Origin of the sequence: Streptomyces sp. NPDC047515 (genome assembly GCF_040643055.1) — a bacterium.
In the GTDB taxonomy this organism is placed as follows: Bacteria; Actinomycetota; Actinomycetes; order Streptomycetales; family Streptomycetaceae; genus Streptomyces.
Window position 1 is genome coordinate 24705 of sequence record NZ_JBEYTM010000053.1, and the last position, 22224, is coordinate 46928.

The window sequence follows — 22224 nt, forward strand, 5'->3', positions numbered from 1 at the left end:
GTTCTGGACGACCACCCGGCGAGACCGGTTGGCTCCGACGGCGCCCCGCCGGTTAGGTTTCCTGTCATGACCGACACGACTCCTGCTCGCACCACCGGCGCCGTCGCCGCCGGCCTCGCCACCATCGCCGGCGACGGTTCCGTTCTCGACACCTGGTTCCCCGCCCCCGAGCTCACCGCCGACCCGGGCCCGGCCGGAACCGAACGGCTCACCCCCGACCGGGCCGTCGACCTCCTGGGCTCAGGTGCCGCCAAGGCCATCGGTGTGGACGCCCGCCGCGGTGTCGAGATCGTCGCCGTACGTACGGTCATCGCCTCGCTCGACGACAAGCCGCTCGACGCCCACGACGCGTACCTGCGTCTGCACCTCCTCTCGCACCGTCTCGTCCGGCCGCACGGCCAGAACCTGGACGGCCTCTTCGGTCTCCTCGCCAACGTCGCCTGGACCTCGCTCGGCCCGGTCGCCGTGGACGATGTGGAGAAGGTCCGGCTGAACGCCCGCGCCGAGGGCCTGCACCTCCAGGTCACCTCGGTCGACAAGTTCCCCCGGATGACGGACTACGTCGCGCCCAAGGGTGTGCGGATCGCCGACGCCGACCGGGTCAGGCTCGGCGCGCACCTCGCCTCCGGCACCACCGTCATGCACGAGGGCTTCGTCAACTTCAACGCCGGCACCCTCGGCACGTCGATGGTCGAGGGCCGGATCTCCGCGGGTGTCGTCGTCGGCAACGGCTCCGACATCGGCGGCGGCGCCTCCACCATGGGCACCCTCTCCGGTGGCGGCAAGGAACGCATCGTCATCGGCGAGCGCTGCCTGATCGGCGCCGAGGCCGGTGTCGGGATCGCGCTCGGCGACGAGTGCGTCGTCGAGGCCGGGCTCTACATCACGGCCGGCAGCCGCATCTCGCTGCCGGACGGGCAGATCGTCAAGGCCCGTGAGCTCTCCGGAGCCTCGAACATCCTCTTCCGCCGCAACTCGGTCACCGGAGCCGTGGAGGCGCGGCCGAACAACGCGGTCTGGGACGGCCTCAACGACGTCCTGCACAGCCACAACTAGGGCCTCTTGTTCGGATCATGCCGGGCTGATCCGAACGAAAGTCCCTGGCTCGCAGCGACGAGAAGTTCCTCGTACACCCTCCGCAGCCCGTCGGTAGCCTCGCGCCCGGCGGGCTGCAGTGGTTCCCGGACCGGTCCGGCGTCGAGCAGTGCCTTCGCCGTGACCGTGCCGGGCAGCCCGGACGCCATCATCAGCTCGGCGAGCGGGATCGTCAGCCGGTTGAGCCGGGCGGCCTCGGCGGTGTCCCCGGCGTCGAAGGCGTCCAGGACCGCCCGCAGCTGCCGGGGTGCCACATTGGCGACCGTGCTGACATAGCCTGCCGCGCCCACCGCGTACAACGGCAGATTCAGCTCCTCGCAGCCCGAGTAGTACGCCAGCGAGGTCGCGCCGATCACCTTCGTGGAGCCGAGCAGGTCGTACGCGCAGTCCTTCACGGCCACGAGGCGCGGGTGCTCCGCGAGCCGCAGCAGGGTCTCCGGCTCGATGCGGGTGCCGGTGCGGCCGGGGATGTCGTACAGCATCAGCGGCAGGCCGGTGGCGTCGGCGACGCGCCGGAAGTACGCCTCGACTGCGGCCTGCGGCGGTCTGCTGTAGTAGGGCGTCACCACCAACAGGCCGTCCGCGCCCGCCCGTTCGGCCTGCCGGGCAAGGGCCACGGTGTGCCGGGTGTCCGGGCCGCCGACCCCGGAGACGATCGGCACATCGTCGCCGACCGCCGCCCTGACCGCCCGCACCAGCGCGGTCTTCTCGGCGTCGGTCGTGGTCGGGGACTCGCCCGTGGTGCCGCTGAGCACCAGACCGTCGCAGCCGTCGGCGACCAGCGAGGCGGCATGCTTCCCGGCCGCGTCCGGGTCCAGTGCGCCGGAGGCGGTGAACGGTGTGATCATCGCGCAGAGCGCGCGGCCGAAAGGTGCTGAAGGTGCTGTCATACCCGAAGTGTCAGCCGACCCGACCGTGAAGGTCCACTTAGTTCTGCTTGGGATGAAAGGCAAGAATTGCTCAACAGTCGTGAGGAAGGGGTTCATGCTCTGGCATGATCGAACGCCTATACGGAAGGCCGACGCGGGGGCGGGAGCATGAGCGTGCGGGATCTGACAGGGGCGGGGACCGGGCCCGGGGCTGGGAGATGCAGACCGGTGGCGGTCGTGCTCATGACCGGGGCGTTGGGCCTGTCGCTCTCGGGTTGCGCCGGGTTTCTCGTGCCGGCGGGCGAGGGCGAGCCGGAACCCACATCGCGCGCCCCCTACAGGGTGCACGCCGACAAGCTGCCGACCCCGTTCCCCACCGTCTCGGCCCCGCTCCCAGACCGGCCGCCGCCGCCGTCGGCGCAGGGGCCCGGACCCACGCCCTCCGCCGGCCGGGCCGGCTGCCCGTCCTCCGGGGTGGTCGTCGACATGGGCGAGGTGCAGGCCGCGCTGGGCCACCGGGCCGTCGGCCTCACCCTCACCAACTGCGGGAGCGAGCCGTACCGCGTCAAGGGCTATCCGTCCGTCCGGGCCCTGGACGACGCCGGTGACCCCTTGCCCGTCCCGGTGAATCCGGGCTCCTCCTACATGGGGAGCGACGCGGGCCCGCAGGAGGTCCTGCTGAAGCCGGGAGGGACGATGCGGTCGCTGCTCGCCTGGGTCTCCACCCCGACCGGCGGCGACCTCGTCGAGGGCGACGCGCTGGAGATCGCACCGGCCCCCGGCCTGGAGGCGCGCACCTTCCCGTTGGAGGGGAGCGACGTACGGCTGCTCGACGAGCTGAACATGACCGCCTGGCGGACCGACCCGGCGAGATGACGCCGCGACGAGCCGGATCGGAGGGCGAGCTTGAAGCCCTCGTGGCTGCGGGTGAAACCCAGCGACTCGTAGCACCGGTGCGCGTCGACGCGCCGCTTGTTGCTGGTCAGCTGCATCAGTCCGCACCCCCGCAGCCGGGCCCGGTCGACGGCCTGCTTCATCAGCTCCCGGCCCGGACCGCCGCCCCGCCGGTCGGCCCTGATGCGCACCGCCTCGATCAGGGCCCGCTCCTCGCCGTGCTTGCCGAGCCCCGGTAGGTACGTCGCCTGCAGACAGCCCACCACGGTGTCCCCCTCCACCAGGACGAGCACCGGTGGGTCGGCGCACCCCGACACCGGAGGCCCGTTGCCCGCCGCCGCTGTGGTCAGCGGCGTGCCATGTAGAGCGAAAAGGCCTTGTGGAGCACCTTGTTGATCGGGTAGTCCCACTCGCCTACGTATTCGGCGGCCCGGCCGCCGGTGCCGACCTTGAAGCGGAGCAGGCCCAGCAGGTGGTTGCCCTCGTCCAGGGTGTCGGTGATGCCGCGCAGGTCGTAGACGGCCGCGCCCCGCTCGTGCGCGTCGCTCATCATGCGCCACTGGATGGCGTTGTTGGGCTGGACCTCGCGCTTGCGGCCGGTCGAGGCGCCGTAGGAGTACCAGACATGGTTCCCGACCGTCAGCATCGTCGCCGCGGCGAGCGTTTCGCCGTCGTGGTGGGCGAGGTAGAGCCGCATCCGGCCGGGGTCCTCGGTCCGCAGCGCGGTCCACATGCGCTGGAAGTAGACGAGCGGGCGGGGGATGAAACGGTCGCGCTCGGCCGTCTCGCGGTACAGCTCGTAGAAGACCGGAAGGTCCTCGTAACCGCCCTCGACGACCTTGACGCCCGCCTTCTCCGCCTTCTTGATGTTGCGCCGCCACTGCTGGTTCAGCCTGCCCCGGATCTCCTCCAGCGACTGCCCGGCGAACGGCACCTGGAAGACATGACGGGGCTGTCCGGCGCTGAAACCGTCCTCGTTGCCGTCCTCGGCCTGCTGCCAGCCCAGTCGGCGCAGTTGTTCCACGACCTGGGCGGCCTGCGGCTCGTTCACGTCCGCCGCCACGTCGCGCAGCCGTCCGGCGGCCGGGTCGGCGATGGCGTCCTTGACGGTCTCGGCGTCCCAGCGCCGCGAGACCACCGGCGGGCCCATGCGCACGGAGAACGCACGCTGCTCCTTCAGATGCGCCAGCATCGGATCCAGCCACTGGCTCAGACCGACGTCGTCCCAGTCGATGACGGGGCCTTCCGGCAGATAGGCCAGACTGCGCCTCACCTTGGGGATCGGTCGGTGGAGGACGAGCCCGGCGCCCACGATCCGCTCCCGGCCGGTGGAGTCCCGGTCGAACCAGCCGATGCTCTCCGCACGCCAGTCGGGCTTCACATCGCCCCACGACGGAACCTGCATATGGCTCACGGCGGGCCGGCTCGCGACGAACGCCAGATGTTCCTCGCGGGTGATCGCCCTGAGACGCAGATCCATAAGGTGTTCCCTTCGCTGTTCTGTCCGGGGGCCTGACGGCGTCGACGCGGGAGTGGTGTTGACCTCAAGCGCACTTGACGTACCAGTGTGGTCGGCGGTGGCGCGCCGCAGGGGTGCGCCGGTCAGGAGGACTCGTCATGAGCGCCGTCCGGTTCCAGTCCCGTCCCGATCTTGCCCGTAACGACGTCGGACTGGTCAAGGCAAGCACCTGGGACGTCGGCACGCCCGAGCGGCAGCGGCGGACGATCGAGGCCGTCCGCAAGGCGTGGGACGGCCGGGAGTGGCCGCACCAGGGGCTGTTCTCGTACACCGTCCATGCGGGTGAGGACGGGAAGACGTTGTTCCACTACAGCCAGTGGAGTGGGGAGCAGGCCTACCAGGAGTTCTTCCGGCACGGCCGGGACGAGCGCAACGCGGAGATCGACGTCGCCGTGCCGGGCATCCGGCGGCTCGGTCTGCACACCCTTGAGCCGTACCGCTCCACGCTGCCGGGGGAGGGGGAGGCGCGGGAGCCGGGGTGCGTCGTGATCGTCGACGTCGAGTTCGACGGCGCGGACAAGGCGAGGCAGCGGGACTGGGTGGACACCGTGTTCGAGGCCCTGGGGACCGAACCGGCGCCTGCCCCCGGAGGCATCTCCGCGCACTTCCATGTGAGCGTGGACGGAACGCGCGTCCTCAATTACGCCGAATGGGAGAGCGCGCAGGCCCATGTCGACGCGCTGGCCGCCCCCGGTGACGGGGTCGGGTCGAGGACGCCGCAGTGGGAGCGGGTGCAGTCCTACCCGGGTGTGACCGGCGGCGGCGTGCACCGGTACACGCCCGCGCTCAGCATGAGGCCGAGGGCGGGCGTGTAGGGGCGTGAGGGGTTACGGGCGGAAGCGGAGCACCTGCGGGTCGTGATCGCTGTTCTGCGCGGCGAACTCGGCGTTGATGTGCACGCTGTCGTAACTGAAGCCGTGGATCGACGGGCTGGTCAGGATCTGGTCCAGCACCTGGGTGTTGCCCTGGTAGACGTACGAGTAACGCTCCGCGCGCGGCAGGGACTTGATCGCCGGGTACAGCACGCCACCGGCCGTCAGCGCCTCGGTCGTGCCGGAGAACTCGAAGTCGTTGATGTCGCCGACGACCAGGACGTCCGCGTTCTTCTGGACGCTCAGCAGCTTCTTGACGAAGGTGTTGACCGCCTTGCCCTGCGCGTGCCGCTGGACCTCCGACGAGCGGGTCGGCGGCTGGTGCTGCGACACGATGGACTCGTCGCCGCCCTTGGACGCGAAGTGGTTGGCGACGACGAAGACCGTACGGCCGCGGAAGCTGAACTCGCCGGCGAGCGGCTTGCGGCTGTTCGTCCACGCCGTGTTCGCCGGGTCGATCCGGCCGGGGGAGAGGGTCAGGGCCGCCCCGCCCCCTGCCCGTACGGCATCGGTCGCGGTCGTCGCGTCGCCGCCCGCGCGGTCGGTGAACGACACCCGCTTCGGGTTGAAGAGGAACACCTGGCGGATGTTGCCGCCGGGCTCGCCGCCGTCCTTCTTGTCCTCCGGGTCGATGGAACGCCACTCGTACGCCGGGCCGCCCGCCGCCACGACCGCGTCGGTGAACTTCTTGACCGTCTGCTCGGCGGAGACCGTACCGTCGTCCTTCGCGCCGTTGTTGTCCTGGATCTCCTCCAGCGCCACGATGTCGGGGGCGGCGAGGTTGCGGACGACGGCGGCGGCGAGCGCGTCGAACTTCTCCTGCGGGTCGCCCGGGTCGAGGTTCTCGACGTTGTACGTCGCCACCGCCAGCTCGTCGGCGTGCTGCTTGCGGGTCGTCTCCCGGCCCAGCCCCTTGGCGGTGACCTTGCCCAGGGTGCGGGCGGTCAGCGTGTAGCCGCCGAACTGGTTGAAGTCGAGCGGACCCTCGGTCGTACCGGACAGGACATCACCGACATCGGCGGTCGGGAAGGGCTGTTCGGCGAGCGGCACCAGCGACTGGATCTGGAGGCGGCCGGTGTTCTGCGCGGTGTACGAGCCGTAGACCGTACCGCCGCGGTGGCTGGCGTTCTCGTGCGGCTTCACCGTCACCCACAGCTCGGCGTACGGGTCGGTGGCGCCGACCACCCGCGAGGTGCCGATGCGGACGTTCATGCCCTCCAGCGACTCGTAGTAGTCCAGGGCGTAGCGCGAAGGGTCGAGGGGGAGCGCGTTGATGGAGCCGCCCGCCGCGGGGTCGCCGGCCGGGGCGTACCGGGAGGGGACCGAGCGCTCCGTGATCGTCACCGGTGCGGGCAGGGGGTTGCCGGAGGACACCACCGTGACGACGGGCTTGCTGATCTGGGTGAGCGACTGGTTGCCGGAGGAGGCGCCGCCCGGGACGAACTCGGCGACCGTGCCGGAGACGGCGACCGCGTCACCGACCGCGACGGTCGGCGCCGAGCTGGTGAAGACGAAGATCCCCTCGCTGGTCGCGGGGTCGGCGTCGGCGTTCGGGTCCTGGAACCAGAAGCCCTTCGATCCGAACGTCCGCACACCCGTGACGATGCCCGGGACACCGTTGACCTGTTGGCTGAGGAGCGGGGATATCCGGGTGGGGCCCTGGATGTCGTGGATCCGGACCTGGCCGTCGGCGGACGAGGAGGGGGAGGGCGTCGGGGAGGCGGACGCGGAGGTGGTGGCTGCGCCGGTGAGCAGACCCGCAGCGAGCGCGGCGGTGACTACGGCGGTGACCGCGGTGGTTCTGGATGATGCGGAGGGCATCAGGGACTCCGGGGGGATCGAGAGTGGTGTAGAGGTCTACGCGCGTCAATCTCTTGTGTGCGCAAGGTGGTTGTCAAGGTCCTCACGGTGGACTGCGGCTGTCCGTTGCATGAACCGGGCGGCATGGGGCGAAATGCGTCTACGCTTGGGCCGCCCGACCCCGTACGCCCCGTACGTCCCGAGGAGAATCACCTGATGTCCGCAGAGCGCTCCACCCTGCCGCCCGTACGGCTGCACTCCGAGGCCGAGCTGGCACGGGACGCGCTCGCCGCGCCGCTGCTCGCCCGCGCGGTCCGACTCGCCCGCTGGGCGGGCCCCGGGACGAGGGTCGGTGCCGGTGGCGAGCTCGTCGACGCACAGCTGCCCGCGGCGGCCGAGCACCTCGGCCTCACGGCGGACGAGGACGGTGCGGCGGAGGCGAGCGAGGCGTGGCGGCTCGCGGTCGACGCGGGGCTCGTGGACGTCGACGATCCGCAGGAGCAGGCGGAGGAGGACGCGGAGGGGACCGCCGCCGCCGGTGAGAACCTGGCGCTGATCACCGGCGGTTCACCGCAGGACGTCCTGTCGATCTGGCTCGACGGACTGGAGGCCGTGTACGCCGACGCCACCGCTCCTGTCTTCGAGGACTTCGCCGATCTCATCGGCGAGGACGGCTCGGTCGACTTCGAGTCCCTGGACTGGGACCCGGAGGTGGAGGCGGAGTTCCTCGACGGGGTCCTCGCCAATCTGTATCTGCTCACCGTCGGCGACGGCGGCGCGGACACGGACCCCGTACCGCTGCCCGCACTCGCCGCGTCCGTGATCGTGCCCGACGACATGAGCGAGCCCACCGACGACATTCTTGAGCAGGTGTCCGAGGCGATGATGCGCCTCGACGACCAGTTCCGGGTCCTCGAACCCATCGGGATCGTCGAATACCGCCCGGTGGACGAGGCGTTGCTGGTCGAGGAGGGCGAGGACGCCGCTCCGGGGACCGACGACGAGGACATCGCCCGGTACGGATTGGTGCGACTGACCCCCCTCGGCCTGTACGGCATCCGGGCCCGGATGCTGGAGGCCGGAGTGGACGCCCCGGCGGTCGGCGACCTCGCGGAGAAGGGCGCCGACGCGCTCCTCGGCGGCATCGCCCACTACCCCGAGACGGCGGCCCGCGACGAGTTCCGGCTGTGGCTCGCCGACCGCGGTGCGGACGGCGCCGCGGCCGAACTCCTGGCGGCGGCACGCGGAACGGACGGGCAGGCGCCGCTGCGCCGGCTCCACTGCCAGCAGGCGCTCGCGCTGGTCGGCGCGGAGGCGGAGCCCGCGGTGCGCGCGGTGCTGGACGACCCCGAGCTCGGTGGGCTGGCGCGGGTCTGGCTCGCGGAGCTGGGTGCGGCGGACGTTCCCGCACCGCCGGAGCCGATGATCTTCTGGCTCGCCATCGACACGATCGCGGCCCAGCTGGCGGCCGAGGGCGATCTGGACGAGCTCCAGGGCCTGGTCGAGGGGCTCGCGGGCCAGCACGGCGGCTTCTTCGACGAGGCGTGGCGTGTGGAGCACCCGGCGACGGCGGACGTCCTCGAAGCGATGGGGCGGCTGCACAGCGACAAGAAGAAGGCCAAGGAGGCCCGCAAGGCGGCCTTCAAGGCGCGGTCGCGGACGGGGGCCTGAGAGCCTGTCGGGCGGCCTCTGATCGGGCGATCGAAGGCCGCCCGACAGGCTCTGAGACCGGACGGGCGCGCGGGCCGCGCGCGCGGCGGTCCGCGCCCGTGCGGGCGGCGTGAGCGTCGCGGTGCGGGTGCGGGTGCGGGTGCCGGTGCGGGTGTGCGGCGGCGCGCGTGCGGCGGTCCGTGGCGGACGGGTGGAGCGGGCGCTGCCGTCACTCCGGCCGTTCGCATCAGGCCGACCGCATCCGGCCAACTGCACAGGAAGGATGCCCCTCGACGTCGTCCGTAGTTCAACTGGTGTTGGCGCAGGGGCGCGACTGTGGGCGCGCCAACAACCCGCCCAGTCGCTCCAGGAGTACGTGATGCCCTTCACGCGCAGGGAATTCACCAGACAGTCCGCCCTCACCGGTGCCGGCATCGCCCTGACCGGCACCGTCGCCGCGCTGGCCACCGCGCCCGGCGCCCTGGCCGCCGAGGACTCGAAGCACGGTCACGACCACGACAACGGGCGCGGGCACCATGACGGGCCCGGCTACGGACCGCTGGTAACCGACCCCGAGGGCCTTCTCTCGCTGCCCGCCGGATTCTCGTACAAGGTCATCACCCACAGTGGTGTCACCAAGCTGGAGACCGGCGAGTACACCCCCTCCAACCACGACGGGACGGCCACCTTCGAGGGCCCGCGCGGTGTCACGCTGCTCGTCAACAACCACGAGCTGAGCGGTACCCGCGCCGGCTGGGAGCACCCGGTGCCGCTCGCCGAGGGCCTCGTCTACGACCCGGTCGCGGCGGGCGGCTGCACCGTCGTGGAGACCCGGCGCGACGGCCGTACCGCCGAGTGGGTCGGCATCGCCGGTACGTCCACCAACTGCGCCGGTGGCGCCTCCCCGTGGGGCACCTGGCTCACCTGTGAGGAGACCGAGGACAAGGCGGGCAAGAACGGCCTGCTCAAGGACCACGGCTACGTCTTCGAGGTCGACCCGTACGACAGGCGCGCCAACCGCGACCCGCGCCCGATCAAGGCGCTCGGCCGGTACGCCCACGAGGCCGTCGTCATCGACCCCAAGCAGGGCCACGCCTATCTGACCGAGGACGCCGCGGGCCCCAACGGGCTGCTGTACCGCTGGGTCCCGCCGCAGGGCTTCCGGCACGGCCGCGGCAAGCTCCGCACGCTCGCCGGCGACGCCGGTGTCCTCCAGGCCGCCAAGTGCTTCGACAGCGGCGGCAAGTTCGTCGACGACCTGTCCCGCGCCACGAAGATCGGCACGGTGTACGGCGTGGACTGGACCGATGTGCCCGACCGTGACGCGAAGACCGTCTCGGTGCGCAAGCAGTTCACGGACGGCCAGGTCACCCGCGCCCGTAAGCTCGAAGGCATGTGGTGGGGCGACGGCGGCGCGTACATCGTCTCCTCGTTCGCCCGCGCCGAGAGCCCCGTCCAGCACGACGGCCAGGTCTGGTTCTACGACCCGAAGCGCCGCACGCTGACGCTGAAGGTGCTCCTGGGTGTGAACGCCGACCCGTCGAAGGACGGTGCCTTCGACGGCCCGGACAACATCACCGTCTCGCCGTACGGCGGTCTGGTCATCGCCGAGGACGGCAACGGCATCCAGCACCTCTTCGGGGCGACCGAGAGCGGTCGCACGTACCCGATCGCGCGCAACGAGCTGAACATCGGCAGCGAAGAGGAGCCGGAGTACAGCGAGTTCACCGGTGTCACCTTCTCGCCCGACGGCAAGACGCTGTACGCGAACATCCAGACGCCGGGCATCATGCTCGCCATCACCGGCCCGTGGAAGCGCCAGCCGAACCGCCACTGACGGCCGGTAGCGCCGGAAGCCTTCCGGAGGGCATTTCGCGCGCGTAATTCCCTCGCGCGCCCCGGAGTTCCCCCTCTAGAGTCCTGTCTGTGCCCAGGTGCGCAGGCAGGACCTACTTCCACTGATAATGGGGATGTCGCGGGTTCGAGTCCCGCCACCGGATCTCGTTCCGGTGTAGCTCAGTCGGTAGAGCACCTTCGTCGGTTCCGCCGACCCTGATCTCTGGGCACATCAACAACTTCATCAGCAAGAAATGCACGCACCTCCCGGTGCGCAGGCCACGGCTACTTCCTTCCACGAAAATGCCGTCGCCGACTCTGATCTCGGGAGGCACAGACGCCGGGGGGTGCCCGGTGCGCAGGTGACGGCTACTTCTGGATCCGACGGTTGTGGGTTCAAGTCCCGCCCGGCCACGGCCGGTAGCTCAAAGTGGAAGAGCATCGGGCAAGCCCGTCGCCGATCCCTGATCTCGGGCACCCTTTTCCGCTGTGCCTTCTCCCAATGAATTCGGGGGAATTCAGATGGCACGCTTCAATACCCGCACCACCCGGCCCCGCGCCGACTCGCCCGTGAAGTCGACCGGGCAGACGGCACGGACCCATCAGGGCGGCCGAGGACATCTCCGCGACAATCGTTCCGAACTCTTCCTGCTTGCCGTCGCCAACTTCGTTTCGCAGCAGACCTTCTACGAGGACGGCGAGCGGCGCGACGACCGGTTCGCCCAGCTGGTGCGGGTACTCGCCGTCGGCGACCCCGAGTGGACCGCCGGTCTGCTCCACTGGCTGCGCCGCGACGGCCAGATGCGTACCGCTTCGATCGTCGGCGCCGCCGAGTACGTGAAGGCGCGGCTCGACGCGGGCGCCGAGGACGGTCCGTCCAACCGGCAGGTCGTCGACTCCGTCCTGCTGCGCGCCGACGAACCCGGGGAGCTCCTCGGCTACTGGACCTCACGCTACGGCCGTGCCGTGCCCAAGCCCGTCAAGCGCGGCATCGGCGATGCCGTACGCCGTCTCTACCACAGCACGTCGCTGCTGAAGTACGACACCGCGTCCAAGGGCTACCGCTTCGGCGACATCCTGAATCTGGTGCACGCCTCGCCCGACCCGCAGAAGCCGTGGCAGGGCGAGCTGTTCCGGTACGCCCTCGACCGTCGCCACCACCCGGAGACGGCCGTGGTGCCGGTCTCCGACCGCACCCTCACCGCCCACCGCGCGTTGATGGAACTGCCGGTCGAGGAGCGCCGAGCCGTCGTCACCGGCGAGGACGGCGCGGAACGGCTGGCTGCCGCGGGCATGACCTGGGAGGCGCTGGCCGGGTGGCTGCAGGGGCCCATGGACGCCGCGGCGTGGGAAGCGGTCATTCCGTCGATGGGCGCGATGGCGCTCCTGCGCAATCTGCGCAACTTCGACGAGACGGGCGTCTCGGACGAGGTCGCCGCGCGGGTGGCGGCGAGGATCTGCGACCCGGAGGTGGTCGCCGCGTCGCGGCAGTTCCCGTTCCGCTATCTCGCCGCCTATCGGCACGCGCCCTCGCTGCGCTGGGCCCACCCGCTGGAGAAGGCGCTCGGCCACTCCCTGCGCAATGTGCCCGCACTGCCGGGGCGGACGCTGATCCTGGTCGACCGCTCGGGCTCGATGTGGTCGCCGCTCTCGGACCGTTCACAGCTCAGCCGGGCCGACGCCGCCGCGATCTTCGGTACGGCGCTGGCACTGAGGGCGCCCCATGCCGATTTGGTGCAATTCGGTACGAACAGTGCACGGGTGACGTACCGGCGCGGCGAGTCCGTGCTGAAGGTCCTGGAGCGCTTCGGTGACCTCGGCGGCACCCACACCGCGGAGGCGGTGCGCCTGCACTACCGGAGCCACGACCGCGTACTGATCGTCACGGACGAGCAGGCGGCGTTCTCGTACGCCGCGGACGCCACCGCGGCCGTGCCGTCCACCGTGCCCGTGTACACCTGGAACCTCGCCGGATACCGGGTGGGACACGCTCCGTCGGGAAGCGCGAACCGCCATACCTTCGGGGGGCTTTCGGACGCGGCGTTCCGCATGGTGCCGCTGCTGGAAGCGGGCCGGGACGCGGACTGGCCCTGGAACGGCCGATGACCAATCCGGCGTCCGTACACCCCAGGAGTGGACGGGCATGGCGTCGGGCCTTCCCAGGGCGCATACTCAAGGTAATGAAACAGTCAGCCGGATCCCGGCGCCACCTGCCCTCCAGTCCCTTCAACCGCCCGGCCCAGGCGGCCCCACCGGTCGAATTGTTCGATGTGGGCGACAGGGTGTCCCACGATCAGTTCGGGCTCGGCCGTGTCCTTGCCGTCGAGGGCGACAACGACGCGGTGCTCATCGACTTCTCGGGGCGACAGGGGAGGATCCTGAGCCCGTACTCCAAGCTGACCAAGCTCTGAGCGAGCCGACGAGCGCGCGGGGCTTCTGCGTCCCGTCCGACTCCATGGTCCTCAGGGGCACCTGGCAATCGCAGGTGCCCCTGAGGTCGCGTCGCGGGCCTTCGCCGGGTCAGAGCGCCTGGGCGGCGGGCTTCACCATGCCGCGGACGGTGCGCGACTTCACGAAGTCACCCATGGCCGTCATCTCCCACTCGCCGGAGAACTGCTTGATCAGCTTGGCCATCATCACGCCGGTCTGCGGCTCCGCGCCGGTCAGGTCGAAGCGGACCAGCTCCTCGTCGGTGGTGGCGTCGACCAGTCGGCAGTAGGCCTTGGCGACCTCGGTGAACTTCTGGCCGGTGAACGAGTTGACCGTGAAGACCAGGCCGGTCGCGTTCGCCGGGATCCGGCCCAGGTCGACGACGATCACCTCGTCGTCACCCGCGCCCTCACCCGTGAGGTTGTCGCCGGAGTGCTTGATCGCGCCGTTCAGGATGGAGAGCTTGCCGAAGTAGCAGCTGTCCAGGTGGTTCCGGTCGGGGCCGTAGGCGATCACCGAGGCGTCCAGGTCGATGTCCTTGCCGCGGAACGCGGGCTCCCAGCCGAGGCCCATCTTGACCTGGGAGAGCAGCGGCCGGCCGGCCTTGACCAGCGAGACCGTCTGGTTCTTCTGGAGGCTGACCCGGCCCTTGTCGAGGTTGATCTTGCCGGAGGCGGCGGGCGCGGGCGGGGCGGCGGGGGCCGGGGGTGCGGCGGGGGCCGGAGGCGCGGCGATCCGCGGGTCCACGGGCGGGGCCGTCGGCATCGGCGGTGCGGCGGGCGCGGGTGCGGCGGCGGGCTCCTCCTCCACCGAGACGCCGAAGTCCGTGGCGATACCGGCCAGTCCGTTCGCATAGCCCTGGCCGACCGCGCGGGCCTTCCAGGCGCCGTTGCGGAGGTAGACCTCGATGACCACGAGCGCCGTCTCGGCGCCGAGACGCGGCGGGGTGAACGTGGCCATCACGCTGCCGTCGTCGGCGTTGCGCACGGTCGCGGTGGGCTCGATGCCCTGGAAGGTCTGGCCCGCCGCGTCCGGGCTCGCCGTGACGACGATCTTCTCGATGCCGGGCGGGACCGCGGCGGTGTCCACCAGGATCGCGTCCGGCGCCGTCCCGCCGCCGGAGCGGTAGGTCACCCCGGGGCCGACGGGCTGGTTGTAGAAGATGAAGTCGTCGTCGGAGCGCACCTTGCCGTCGACGGTGAGCAGCAGGCCCGAGACGTCGAGCCGCACCGGAGCGGAGACGTCCACTGCCACGCGGGCGGCGGAGAGAGGGATGTTCGAGCCGGGGGTCATTGCGGTCATGCACGACGTAACGAACGACCTGGCTTTGCCGTTCCCTTACCTTCACCCGCCTTGGCGCACTCTTGACAGGACCGCCCGGACCGTCCCGCCCGCCCGGAGCGGTGCGCCGTGCGGTCGGCCCCGCCGGTGTCGTCGGGCGCACCGGGCGGTCGCTGCGGCCGGTGCCGCGGCCGGAAAGGCTCTCCGGCCACGGCGTCAGTGCGGCCAGATCGGCGGGTTGGTGCAGAAGTGGCCACCGAGGTGGGCGTGGTCGGGGTTGTCCGGGTCCAGCTCCCCCTGCTCGGCGACGAGCGCGGCCGCGTACGGCTCCGAGTCGTCCTTCGGCTCGTATCCGAGCGAACGGGCCGTCGTCAGGTCCCACCACAGCCGGGTGTTGTCGGAGGAGCCGTGGACGACGGTGTGCCGCACGTTCTCGGCGGTGAGCGCGGCGTGGAAGAGCCGGGCGCCGTCCTCGGGGCTCATCCAGACCGAGAGCATCCGTACGGACGTCGGCTCCGGGAAGCAGGAGCCGATGCGTACGGAGACGGTCTCTATGCCGTGCCGGTCCCAGTACAGCTGGGCGAGGTCCTCGCCGAAGGACTTGGACAGGCCGTAGAAGGTGTCGGGGCGGCGCGGCGTCCCGACGGGGATCAGCGGATCGTCGGCGAGCGGACGGGGCGTGTAGCCGACGACGTGGTTCGAGGAGGCGAACACGACGCGTCCGACGCCCTCTTCGCGCGCGGCCTCGTAGAGGTTGTACGTCCCCTCGATGTTCGCCCTGAGGATCTTGTCGAACGAGGCCTCCAGGGAGATGCCCGCGAGGTGGATGATCGCGTCGACGCCCCGCACGGCCTCGCGCAGTGCCACCCTGTCGCCGAGGTCGGCCGTGATCGCGTCCGGTTCGCCCTCGATGGGGACGAGGTCGAGGAGGCGGAGCTCGTAGCCGTACGCGGGCAGCAGTCCGCGCATCAGGGTGCCGAGGCCGCCGGCGGCGCCGGTGAGCAGGACGGTGCGGGGAGCGGGCATACGGCGGATCTCCTCGGTACACAGGTGCACGCGCGCGCAGCCCGCGCGGGTGCACAACCCCGGCGGTACCTGCGGTACGCGGCGCGAGACATCAAAACCATGGACGGCATTCATATGCATGGACAAGCTAAGAAGTCATCGCGTTTCGCGTCAAGTGCCGGGCGCTCCCCGGTGGAGTCGCTCGCGGAGTCGGTGACTCCGGGTCTGTGGCCGGATGGGCCGCGCGCTCCCGTCTTGACCTGTGCCAGGCGGCTGCCTTAGCGTGAGGGCGTTCATGAATATGGACGTCGATCAGAATTGTGCACGCCTGGACCTGCTCAGGGAGCGCCCGTGACCTCAGCCCCCCTTGCCGCCCGACTCAGCCGTGTCGCCGGGCCGCTCTTCTTCCCCGTCACCGCGTACGGACCGGACGGCTCCGTCGACCTCGACGTCTTCCGGGCGCATGTGCGCACCGGCGTCGACGCCGGTGCGGCGGCCGTCTTCGCCTGCTGCGGCACCGGTGAGTTCCACGCGCTGACACCGGAGGAGTTCCGTCTCCTCGTCGCCGCGGCCGTCGAGGAGACCGCCGGCGAGGTCCCCGTCGTCGCGGGGGCCGGATACGGTACGGCGCTCGCGATCCAGTACGCGCGGCTCGCGGAGGAGGCGGGCGCGGACGGGCTCCTCGCCATGCCCCCGTATCTCGTCGTCGCCGACCAGGCGGGACTGCTGAGCCACTACGCGACACTGGCCGCGGCCACCGGTCTGGAGACGATCGTCTACCAGCGCGACAACGCCGTCTTCACCCCGGAGACCGTCGTCGCCCTGGCCGAAACGCCCGGTGTCATCGGCCTCAAGGACGGCTACGGCGACCTCGATCTGATGCAGCGCATCGTCAGCGCCGTCCGCACCGAACTGCCCGGCCGGGACTTCCTGTACTTCAACGGGCTGCCCACCGCCGAACTCACCGGGCTCGCCTACCGGGGCATCGGCGTGACGCTCTACTCCTCCGCCGTCTTCGCCTTCGCGCCCGACATCGCGCTGGCCTTCTACCGGGCGCTGGACTCCGGCGACGACGACCTGGCGGGCGCGCTCCTGGACCGCTTCTACCGGCCGCTCGTCGAACTGCGCGCCAAGGGCCGCGGCTACGCCGTCTCGCTCGTCAAGGCCGCGGTCCGGATGGGCGGTCTGGACGTGGGCGAGGTCCGGACCCCGCTCACCGAGCCGCCCGCCGCCCACATCGAGGAACTCGCCGAGATCATCGCGCGCGGCCGCGCGCTGCTGGAGAAGTACGGACAGGAGGGGCGCGGATGAGAACTTCCGCCTTCCTCTACCCCTGGGACGTCGTCGGCGACCCGGACGCGGCCGCCCGCGTCGCGGACCTGGGTGTCCAGCAGGTGACGCTCGCCGCCGCCTACCACTCCACCCGGGCGCTCACCCCGCGCCACCCCGGCCGTCGCATCGTCACCGCCGAGCACGCCGCGGTGCTCTACCCGCCGGACGCCGCACGGTGGGCCGGGCGCGCACTGCGTCCGTACGAGCAGTCCTGGATGGCCTCGGACGATCCGTACGCGGAGGCCGCACAGGCCCTTTGCGACGCCGGCCTTCAGGTGCACACCTGGGTGGTGCTCGCGCACAACTCCCGGCTGGGCGCCGAGCACCCGGACACCTCCGTGGTCAACGCCTACGGCGACCGCTACCCCTGGGCGCCCTGCATCGCGCAGCCCGCGGTCCGCGCGTACCTGGTGGGCCTGGCGGCGGAGGCGGCGGTGCGCGGCGGTGCGTACGGCACCGAGCTGGAGTCCTGCGGCTGGTACGGCTTCGCTCATCTGCACGCCCACGACAAGATCGCGGGCGTCGGTCTCGGGGACGCGGCGCAGTATCTGATGTCGCTCTGCTTCTGCCCCGACTGCCGGACCGGCTACGCCGGACACGGCCTGGAAGCGGCCGAGCTGGCCGCCTCCGTACGCCGGGCTCTGGAGCCCGCCTGGTCCGGTTCCGGCTCTCCGGAGGCCGGGTGGACCGGCGTGGAGAAGCTCCTCGGCGCCGACCTCGCCGCCACCACCCTCAAGTGGCGCGGCAGGGTCGCCCGTACGCTCCAGGAGTCCGTGGTCGCCGCTGTGCGGGCGGCGGCGGGGCCGGACTTCCAGGTGTTGCTGCACGCCGACCCCGCGCCGTACCGCTGCGGTGCGAACGTCGGAGTCGACCCGGAGCACATCGTGTCGGTGGCGGACGGTGTGGTGCTGCCCTGCACCGGCGGTGACGCGGCGCGCGAGGCGGTGCTCGGCCCGTTCGCCGGGCGCGAGGGCGTGCTCGCGGCCAACTTCACCGTGGTCACCGGGATGGGGGGCAGCCCCGCCACGCTGGAGCGGGACGCGGCGCACGCGGCCTCGCTCGGCGCGAACCAACTGCGCCTCTACCACGCCGGGCTGGCCTCCGACCCGGACCTTCGAGCCGTCGCCGGAGCACTGTCACGCCTCGGTCGATGAGGAGATCGGGCCGGTGGGGCGTTCTTCGGCCGTCCCCGGGCTCTCAACTCCATTCGAGCAGGGGAGACGCCGTTCGCCTGCCCGTGACCAGCAGGACCGCGGTCAGCAGCGCCGCCGCACCCACCACCGGCAGCAGCACCCGGATGTCCACCAGCGCGATCAGCCCCGCGCCGAGTGCCAGCGCCATCGCGTTCGGCACCATGATCAGCGTGTCGGCGGTCGCGGTGGTGCGGCCCAGCACGGCGTCCGGAGTCTCCCGCTGCACCGCCGTCATCGCGGCGATCAGCACACACGGCAGCCCGAACCCGATGGCCGCGCTCGCCACCAGCGCCACCGCGTCGTACGGCAGCGCCCGCGACGCCACCGCCACCGCGAACAGTGCGACCCCCGCCGCCGTGAACACCCGTTCGGGCAGCCGCCGCAGCAGCGGCCCGGCCAGCAGCCCGACGGCGACGGACCCGACACCCTGCACCGCGTACAGCACCCCCGCGTACGTGGGGGAGTGCCCGAGACCGTCATCGACGACGGCATAGATCGCGGCCCCGTTGAGCCCCGCGCAGAGCATCGTCACCGAACCCGTCAGCACCAGGGGCCGCAGTACCGGCGATGTCCACACCAACTGTATGCCGGCGGCGAGTTCGCCCCGCCGGGCGGCCGGAGCGGTCCCGGCCGGCTCCCGCACCGGCAGCATCGCGCAGACCCCGGCCGCCAGCGCGAACGACACCGCGTCCAGCAGCGACACGGTGCCGCCCCCGAAGCGGGCGTACAGTCCGGCGCCGGCCAGCGGCGCCAGCAGCTTCATGCCCTCACTCGCCGTCATCCGCAGCCCGTTGAAATCACCCAGCAGCCGGCTGTCGACGGCCCCGGCGATCAGTGCCGACTCGGCCGCGCCCATCAGGACGAAGCTCGCCCCGTACAGGACGAGCACGGTGAACAGGATCCAGATCCGCCCCGCCGAATCGACCAGGACCAGGGAGGCCAGCAGCCCGGCCATGACGAGGTTCGACCACACGAGGAGCGGTTTTCTGGGAAGCCGGTCGGCGATGGTCCCGAGCGCGGGCCCGATGAGCACCGGCAGCCACATGGCGAAGGCGGCGAGCGCCGCCAGACTGTCCGACCCGGTGAGCGACTTGACCCAGACCCCGGCCGCCAGCCACATCGCGGACGTCCCGAAACCGGAGATGACGACCGCCGCCAGAAACAGCCCCGCCGTACGGTCCCGCAGCACCCGTACCGTCGCCGACCCCGACCCCGACCCCGACATCGCATCCACCACAACCCCTCCTGACCCGCGCTTTCGTCACGTCATCAGGCTGGCGACCAAGGACGCCCTGCGGCATCGGGCGGATGCCCTACCCCCTCCCGCCCCGGCCCGTCGTCCTCCCGCCGGTTCTACGGCGGATGCCGGATGACGGCGACGTTCTTTTGTCAGGATCGTTGACGAAACATTCCGTCATGCGCGCCGTCCCCGGCCCCAGGGGAGGGGATTGCCGGGGACGGCGCGCACGACGGGCGGGATGAGGGGGCGGGGCGGGAGCCGTGGCCCGCCCGGCGACGGCTCCCACCCAACTCCCTCAACCCGCCAGCGCCGCCTTCATCATCTTCTGGGCGATCGGCGCCGCCAGACCGTTGCCGCTGACCTCCGCGCGGGCCGCGCCCGAGTCCTCGACGACGACCGCCACCGCGACCTCCTTGCCGCTGGACTTGTCCTTCGCGTACGAGGTGAACCAGGCGTACGGGGTCTTGCTGTTGCCCACGCCGTTCTGCGCGGTACCCGTCTTGCCGCCCACCTCGGCGCCGGAGATCCTGGCGTTGCTGCCGGTGCCCTGCTCGACGACGGTCACCATCGCGCTGCGCAGCTGCTCCGCGGTCGACTGCGAGACGACGCGCCTGGTGTCCCCGTCCGCGAAGTCCTGCAACGTGTTGCCCTTGGAGTCCGTCACCGCGGACACCATGTGGGGTGCGGCCAGTTCGCCGCCGTTGGCGAGGGTGGCCGAGACCATGGCGATCTGCAGCGGCGTCGCGGTGACCTCGAACTGGCCGATGCCCGACAGGGCCGTCTGCGGCTTGTCCATGCCGGACGGGTAGATGCTCTTGGAGGCCCGCACCGGCATGTCGAGCTTCTCGGTGTTGAAGCCGAACTTCTCCGCCATCGCCCTGACCTTGTCCTGGCCGAGATCGACGGCGACCTTCCCGAAGACGTTGTTGCAGGAGTACTGGAGCGCGGTGCGCAGTGTGGCGTTCTCGCAGGGGGCCGAGGCGCTCTCGTTCTCCAGGTTCCGGGTGGTGTCGGGCAGCGGGTACGGATTGGGGCTGTCCGTGGGCACGTCGACCGAGCTGTACAGCCCGTCCTCCAGCGCCGCGGCCGCCACCACCAGCTTGAACGTCGAACCGGGCGCCAGCGGCTGCCGCAGCGCACGGTTGACCATCGGCTTGTCCTTGTCGTCCAGCAGCTTCTTCCAGGCGTCGCCGTCCGCCGTCCCGCTGATCTTCGACGGGTCGTACGAGGGGGTGGAGACCATGCCCAGGACCCTCCCGGTCTTCGGGTCGATCGCGACCGCCGCGCCCTTGTCGTCGCCGAGCGCCTCGTACGCCGCCTTCTGCACATCGGGGTCGATCGTGGTCAGGACGTTCCCGGGGGCCGCCTGCTTGCCCGTCACCACGTCCATCGGGCTCTTCAGCCGGTCATCGGTGCCGTCCAGCACATGGCCGTAGATCCCTTCGAGCTGCGTGGCGCCGTAGGCCTGCGAGCTGTAGCCGGTGACGGCCGCGTAGAGCTCGCCCTGCTTGTAGGTGCGTTTGTACGCGAGATCGCTGCCCACCGTCCTCTTCGATCCGGTGACCGGGTTCCCGGCCACGATGATGTCGCCGAGCGGCTGCGCGTACTGCGCGATGGTCTTCCGCCGGTTGTGGTCGTCGTCTGCGAGCGCCCGTGCCTGGTACGCCTGCACCCAGGTCGCCCGAACCAGCAGGGCGAGGACCAGCAGCAGGCAGAAGACCGAGGTGCGCCTGATCGTTTTGTTCATCCCCCGAAGGGACGAGCCGGGCTCCGCGCGGGGTTCCCGGTTGTACCGTTTCTCACCTATTTCTCATGATCGGCTGCCTTGTGATCGCCGGGGCAGGGTGAACAGCAACTCGTCGGTCTCCTCGCCGCGGACGTGCGAGAACCCGTGATCCTCGCCGGTGACGGCGAACCCGCACTTCTCCAGCACCCGGCGCGAACCGGTGTTGTCGGCCGCGGCCCGTGCGTGCAGCGGGCGTTCCGGTACGGCGTCGAGCAGCGCGCGCAGCGCGGCCGTCGCGAGCCCGCGGCCCCAGTGCGCCCGGTCGATCCAGTAGGTGACCTGGCGGTCGCCCTGCGGCCCGTACACCCCGGCGTTGCCGACCACCACGCCGTCCGCGACCACCGTCCGCATCACGACGGAGCCGTCGGCCAGGATCCTTCGCCAGTGCGCGTCGAACGCGTGCCGGTCGGTGGGGTCCTCGCTGGTGAAGGCCGCCGTCCTGACCGACTCCGGATCGGACATGAATGCGAAGAACAGCGACAGATCTCCGTCGCGCACCTCGCGCAGTGCAACCCGCATGATCAGAGCCTCCGGGTGGCCAGCGTCAGCCGGTCCCGCGCGTCGAACAGCGCGTCCTTCACCATCTGCTCGTGCGCGGGCGTGAGCCGGGCCACCGGCACCGAGCAGCTGATGGCGTCGCGGGCGGGGGTGCGGTACGGGATGGCCACGCCGAAGCAGCGCAGTCCGAGGGTGTTCTCCTCGCGGTCCACCGCGTAGCCCTGCTCGCGGATGAGGTGCAGCTCCTCGATGAGCTTCTCGCGGTCGGTGATGGTGTGTTCGGTCAGCGCGGGCAGAGTCTCCGGGAGCATCTTGCGGACCTGCTCGTCGCTGTGGGTGGCCAGGAGCGCCTTGCCGAGCGACGTGGAGTGGGCGGGCAGCCGGCGGCCGACGCGGGTGAAGGGGCGCAGATAGTGCTGGGACTGCCGGGTGGCGAGGTACACCACGTTCGTGCCGTCGAGGCGGGCCAGGTGGATGGTCTCCGTCGTGTCGTCGGAGAGCCGGTCCAGGGTCGGGCGGGAGGCCGCGACGGCCTCGTCGCCGTCGATGTAGGAGGTGCCGACCAGCAGGGCGCGTACACCGATCCCGTACCGTGTGCCCGTCGCGTCGGTCTCCACCCAACCCAGCTCGACCAGCGTGCGCAGCAGCATGTAGAGGCTCGACTTCGGGTAGCCGACGGCCTCCTGCACTGCCGCGAGCGAGTGCATGCCAGGCCGACCGGCGAAGTATTCGAGCAGTTCCACCGTCCGCACGGCGGATTTGACCTGTGCCCCACCAGACTCGGCAGCCGACATCGCCCTACGCCCCTTCCAACCCACTTATGAAACCCTGCGACTTCTTGACCTCGGCGACTTCTTGCCAACGCTGAACGCCCGGAAATAGAGTCGCCTCATATTCACGATCGAGAACTCTGTTCAGAATACC

Annotated in this window: 18 protein-coding genes, 1 tRNA gene and 1 pseudogene; 10 read left to right on the forward strand and 10 right to left on the reverse strand. The window is 71.0% G+C overall.

Annotation, left to right across the window (positions count from 1 at the left end; translation table 11 throughout):
- Positions 1–66 precede the first annotated feature (66 nt).
- Positions 67–1056 (forward strand): 2,3,4,5-tetrahydropyridine-2,6-dicarboxylate N-succinyltransferase, encoded by a 990-nt coding sequence (dapD, locus tag ABZ826_RS31165; protein ID WP_361455684.1) that lies wholly within the window; start codon positions 67–69, stop codon positions 1054–1056.
- On the opposite strand, the gene dapA is transcribed toward dapD, so the two are convergent.
- Positions 1053–1985 carry a 4-hydroxy-tetrahydrodipicolinate synthase gene (dapA, locus tag ABZ826_RS31170; RefSeq protein ID WP_361455687.1) on the reverse strand — a complete coding sequence of 311 codons (933 nt, stop codon included), beginning with the start codon at positions 1983–1985 and terminating at the stop codon, positions 1053–1055. The genes dapD and dapA overlap by 4 nt on opposite strands.
- Before the next feature lie 222 nt (positions 1986–2207).
- Here dapA and ABZ826_RS31175 point away from each other — a divergent pair, with 222 nt between their 5' ends.
- Positions 2208–2840, forward strand: coding sequence for a DUF4232 domain-containing protein (locus ABZ826_RS31175; RefSeq protein WP_361455762.1), 633 nt, complete (start codon positions 2208–2210; stop codon positions 2838–2840).
- 50 nt (positions 2841–2890) lie between these two features.
- Here ABZ826_RS31175 and ABZ826_RS31180 read toward each other — a convergent pair.
- A pseudogene (locus tag ABZ826_RS31180) lies at positions 2891–3268 on the reverse strand (GNAT family N-acetyltransferase); the annotation flags it as partial.
- Entirely contained in the window at positions 3205–4338 is a 1134-nt protein-coding gene (locus ABZ826_RS31185) for a peptidoglycan bridge formation glycyltransferase FemA/FemB family protein (protein WP_361455690.1), read from the reverse strand. The gene ABZ826_RS31185 and the pseudogene ABZ826_RS31180, both read right to left, overlap by 64 nt.
- 137 nt (positions 4339–4475) lie before the next feature.
- Here ABZ826_RS31185 and ABZ826_RS31190 point away from each other — a divergent pair, with 137 nt between their 5' ends.
- Positions 4476–5192 (forward strand): antibiotic biosynthesis monooxygenase, encoded by a 717-nt coding sequence (locus ABZ826_RS31190; RefSeq protein WP_361455693.1) that lies wholly within the window; start codon positions 4476–4478, stop codon positions 5190–5192.
- 12 nt (positions 5193–5204) lie between these two features.
- Here ABZ826_RS31190 and ABZ826_RS31195 read toward each other — a convergent pair whose 3' ends face one another.
- Positions 5205–7070 carry an endonuclease/exonuclease/phosphatase family protein gene (locus ABZ826_RS31195; protein WP_361455696.1) on the reverse strand — a complete coding sequence of 622 codons (1866 nt, stop codon included), beginning with the start codon at positions 7068–7070 and terminating at the stop codon, positions 5205–5207.
- A gap of 195 nt (positions 7071–7265) precedes the next feature.
- Here ABZ826_RS31195 and ABZ826_RS31200 point away from each other — a divergent pair, with 195 nt between their 5' ends.
- The 5 genes from ABZ826_RS31200 (at position 7266) to ABZ826_RS31220 (ending at position 12946) form a co-directional block, all read left to right on the forward strand.
- Positions 7266–8720, forward strand: a complete 1455-nt coding sequence (locus ABZ826_RS31200) for a hypothetical protein (RefSeq protein WP_361455699.1) — start codon at positions 7266–7268, stop codon at positions 8718–8720.
- Between the two features lie 358 nt (positions 8721–9078).
- Positions 9079–10536 (forward strand): alkaline phosphatase PhoX, encoded by a 1458-nt coding sequence (locus ABZ826_RS31205; RefSeq protein WP_361455702.1) that lies wholly within the window; start codon positions 9079–9081, stop codon positions 10534–10536.
- 93 nt (positions 10537–10629) lie between these two features.
- Positions 10630–10699, forward strand: a tRNA-Ile gene (locus tag ABZ826_RS31210).
- A gap of 358 nt (positions 10700–11057) precedes the next feature.
- A complete protein-coding gene (locus ABZ826_RS31215; protein ID WP_361455705.1) occupies positions 11058–12641 on the forward strand; it encodes a TROVE domain-containing protein in 1584 nt (527 codons plus the stop codon).
- 74 nt (positions 12642–12715) lie between these two features.
- Entirely contained in the window at positions 12716–12946 is a 231-nt protein-coding gene (locus tag ABZ826_RS31220) for a hypothetical protein (protein WP_037711258.1), read from the forward strand.
- A gap of 109 nt (positions 12947–13055) precedes the next feature.
- On the opposite strand, the gene ABZ826_RS31225 is transcribed toward ABZ826_RS31220, so the two are convergent.
- Both ABZ826_RS31225 and ABZ826_RS31230 read right to left on the reverse strand, forming a co-directional pair.
- Entirely contained in the window at positions 13056–14267 is a 1212-nt protein-coding gene (locus ABZ826_RS31225; protein ID WP_361455708.1) for a TerD family protein, read from the reverse strand.
- A 195-nt stretch (positions 14268–14462) separates the two neighbouring features.
- The gene (locus tag ABZ826_RS31230) at positions 14463–15272 is read right to left on the reverse strand and encodes an NAD(P)-dependent oxidoreductase (RefSeq protein WP_361455711.1); all 810 of its coding nucleotides are present in this window, start codon (positions 15270–15272) and stop codon (positions 14463–14465) included.
- A gap of 330 nt (positions 15273–15602) precedes the next feature.
- Between ABZ826_RS31230 and ABZ826_RS31235 the strand changes: the two genes are divergently transcribed.
- Both ABZ826_RS31235 and ABZ826_RS31240 read left to right on the forward strand, forming a co-directional pair.
- On the forward strand, positions 15603–16562 hold the full coding sequence (locus tag ABZ826_RS31235; protein ID WP_361455714.1) for a 5-dehydro-4-deoxyglucarate dehydratase: 960 nt from the start codon (positions 15603–15605) through the stop codon (positions 16560–16562).
- The gene (locus ABZ826_RS31240) at positions 16559–17737 is read left to right on the forward strand and encodes a hypothetical protein (protein WP_361455717.1); all 1179 of its coding nucleotides are present in this window, start codon (positions 16559–16561) and stop codon (positions 17735–17737) included. Before ABZ826_RS31235 ends, ABZ826_RS31240 begins: the two co-directional genes overlap by 4 nt.
- 43 nt (positions 17738–17780) lie before the next feature.
- Here ABZ826_RS31240 and ABZ826_RS31245 read toward each other — a convergent pair whose 3' ends face one another.
- From ABZ826_RS31245 to ABZ826_RS31260, 4 genes are all read right to left on the reverse strand, one after another.
- Positions 17781–19001, reverse strand: coding sequence for an MFS transporter (locus ABZ826_RS31245; RefSeq protein ID WP_361455765.1), 1221 nt, complete (start codon positions 18999–19001; stop codon positions 17781–17783).
- Between the two features lie 310 nt (positions 19002–19311).
- A complete protein-coding gene (locus ABZ826_RS31250; RefSeq protein ID WP_361455720.1) occupies positions 19312–20763 on the reverse strand; it encodes a penicillin-binding transpeptidase domain-containing protein in 1452 nt (483 codons plus the stop codon).
- A 63-nt stretch (positions 20764–20826) separates the two neighbouring features.
- Positions 20827–21321: a GNAT family N-acetyltransferase gene (locus ABZ826_RS31255; protein WP_361455723.1), complete on the reverse strand. Its 495-nt coding sequence runs from the start codon at positions 21319–21321 to the stop codon at positions 20827–20829.
- A 2-nt stretch (positions 21322–21323) separates the two neighbouring features.
- Entirely contained in the window at positions 21324–22094 is a 771-nt protein-coding gene (locus ABZ826_RS31260; RefSeq protein ID WP_361455726.1) for an IclR family transcriptional regulator, read from the reverse strand.
- Positions 22095–22224 lie beyond the last annotated feature (130 nt).

Coding starts and splice junctions, on each gene's coding strand:
- dapD (WP_361455684.1), top strand. CDS start 67: ATGACCGACACGACTCCTGCTCGCACCACCGGCGCCGTCGCCGCCGGC.
- dapA (WP_361455687.1), bottom strand. CDS start 1,985: ATGACAGCACCTTCAGCACCTTTCGGCCGCGCGCTCTGCGCGATGATC.
- ABZ826_RS31175 (WP_361455762.1), top strand. CDS start 2,208: ATGACCGGGGCGTTGGGCCTGTCGCTCTCGGGTTGCGCCGGGTTTCTC.
- ABZ826_RS31185 (WP_361455690.1), bottom strand. CDS start 4,338: ATGGATCTGCGTCTCAGGGCGATCACCCGCGAGGAACATCTGGCGTTC.
- ABZ826_RS31190 (WP_361455693.1), top strand. CDS start 4,476: ATGAGCGCCGTCCGGTTCCAGTCCCGTCCCGATCTTGCCCGTAACGAC.
- ABZ826_RS31195 (WP_361455696.1), bottom strand. CDS start 7,070: ATGCCCTCCGCATCATCCAGAACCACCGCGGTCACCGCCGTAGTCACC.
- ABZ826_RS31200 (WP_361455699.1), top strand. CDS start 7,266: ATGTCCGCAGAGCGCTCCACCCTGCCGCCCGTACGGCTGCACTCCGAG.
- ABZ826_RS31205 (WP_361455702.1), top strand. CDS start 9,079: ATGCCCTTCACGCGCAGGGAATTCACCAGACAGTCCGCCCTCACCGGT.
- ABZ826_RS31215 (WP_361455705.1), top strand. CDS start 11,058: ATGGCACGCTTCAATACCCGCACCACCCGGCCCCGCGCCGACTCGCCC.
- ABZ826_RS31220 (WP_037711258.1), top strand. CDS start 12,716: ATGAAACAGTCAGCCGGATCCCGGCGCCACCTGCCCTCCAGTCCCTTC.
- ABZ826_RS31225 (WP_361455708.1), bottom strand. CDS start 14,267: ATGACCGCAATGACCCCCGGCTCGAACATCCCTCTCTCCGCCGCCCGC.
- ABZ826_RS31230 (WP_361455711.1), bottom strand. CDS start 15,272: ATGCCCGCTCCCCGCACCGTCCTGCTCACCGGCGCCGCCGGCGGCCTC.
- ABZ826_RS31240 (WP_361455717.1), top strand. CDS start 16,559: ATGAGAACTTCCGCCTTCCTCTACCCCTGGGACGTCGTCGGCGACCCG.
- ABZ826_RS31245 (WP_361455765.1), bottom strand. CDS start 19,001: ATGTCGGGGTCGGGGTCGGGGTCGGCGACGGTACGGGTGCTGCGGGAC.
- ABZ826_RS31250 (WP_361455720.1), bottom strand. CDS start 20,763: ATGAACAAAACGATCAGGCGCACCTCGGTCTTCTGCCTGCTGCTGGTC.
- ABZ826_RS31255 (WP_361455723.1), bottom strand. CDS start 21,321: ATGCGGGTTGCACTGCGCGAGGTGCGCGACGGAGATCTGTCGCTGTTC.
- ABZ826_RS31260 (WP_361455726.1), bottom strand. CDS start 22,094: ATGTCGGCTGCCGAGTCTGGTGGGGCACAGGTCAAATCCGCCGTGCGG.